The sequence below is a fragment of the Vibrio sp. 10N.222.49.C9 genome (genome assembly GCF_041474985.1).
Taxonomy (GTDB): Bacteria; Pseudomonadota; Gammaproteobacteria; order Enterobacterales; family Vibrionaceae; genus Vibrio; species Vibrio crassostreae_C.
On record NZ_JBFRVD010000766.1, the window covers coordinates 1 to 396 of the forward strand.

A 396-nucleotide genomic window follows, 5' to 3' on the forward strand; every position below is an offset into this window, starting at 1 on the left:
TACGGTATGGGCGATAAGTATAAAGGCAATATTCGTAAGCGTGATTTACAAACGCCAACACCATACAACACCTATACCATGTACGGTCTGACACCAACGCCAATTGCTATGGTCGGTGAAGAGGCAATAGCCGCAGCTGTTGACCCGGATGACAGCAAGTATCTGTACTTTGTAGCAAGTGGTGATGGTGGGCATGTCTTCTCTAAAAACTTAAGAGATCATAACCGCGCTGTTCAAGAATATCTAAGAAAGCTAAGGGCACGTAAATAAATGGAACAAGGTAAGTTTATTGTTGTTGAGGGCCTAGAGGGCGCCGGAAAAAGTACCGCTATAGCGAGTATTATGTCGGTGTTAACCTCGTCAGGTATCGAGAATATCGTCTCAACAAGAGAACCT

Annotated in this window: 1 protein-coding gene and 1 pseudogene; both read left to right on the plus strand. The window is 44.4% G+C overall.

All coding sequences use genetic code 11. The annotated features are described in order from the left end of the window. Positions 1-270 (plus strand): endolytic transglycosylase MltG (gene mltG, locus AB4585_RS25490; RefSeq protein WP_372171572.1); only part of this gene is annotated, 270 nt, incomplete at its 5' end. Continuing rightward, positions 271-396 (plus strand): annotated as a pseudogene (locus tag AB4585_RS25495) (dTMP kinase); the annotation flags it as partial.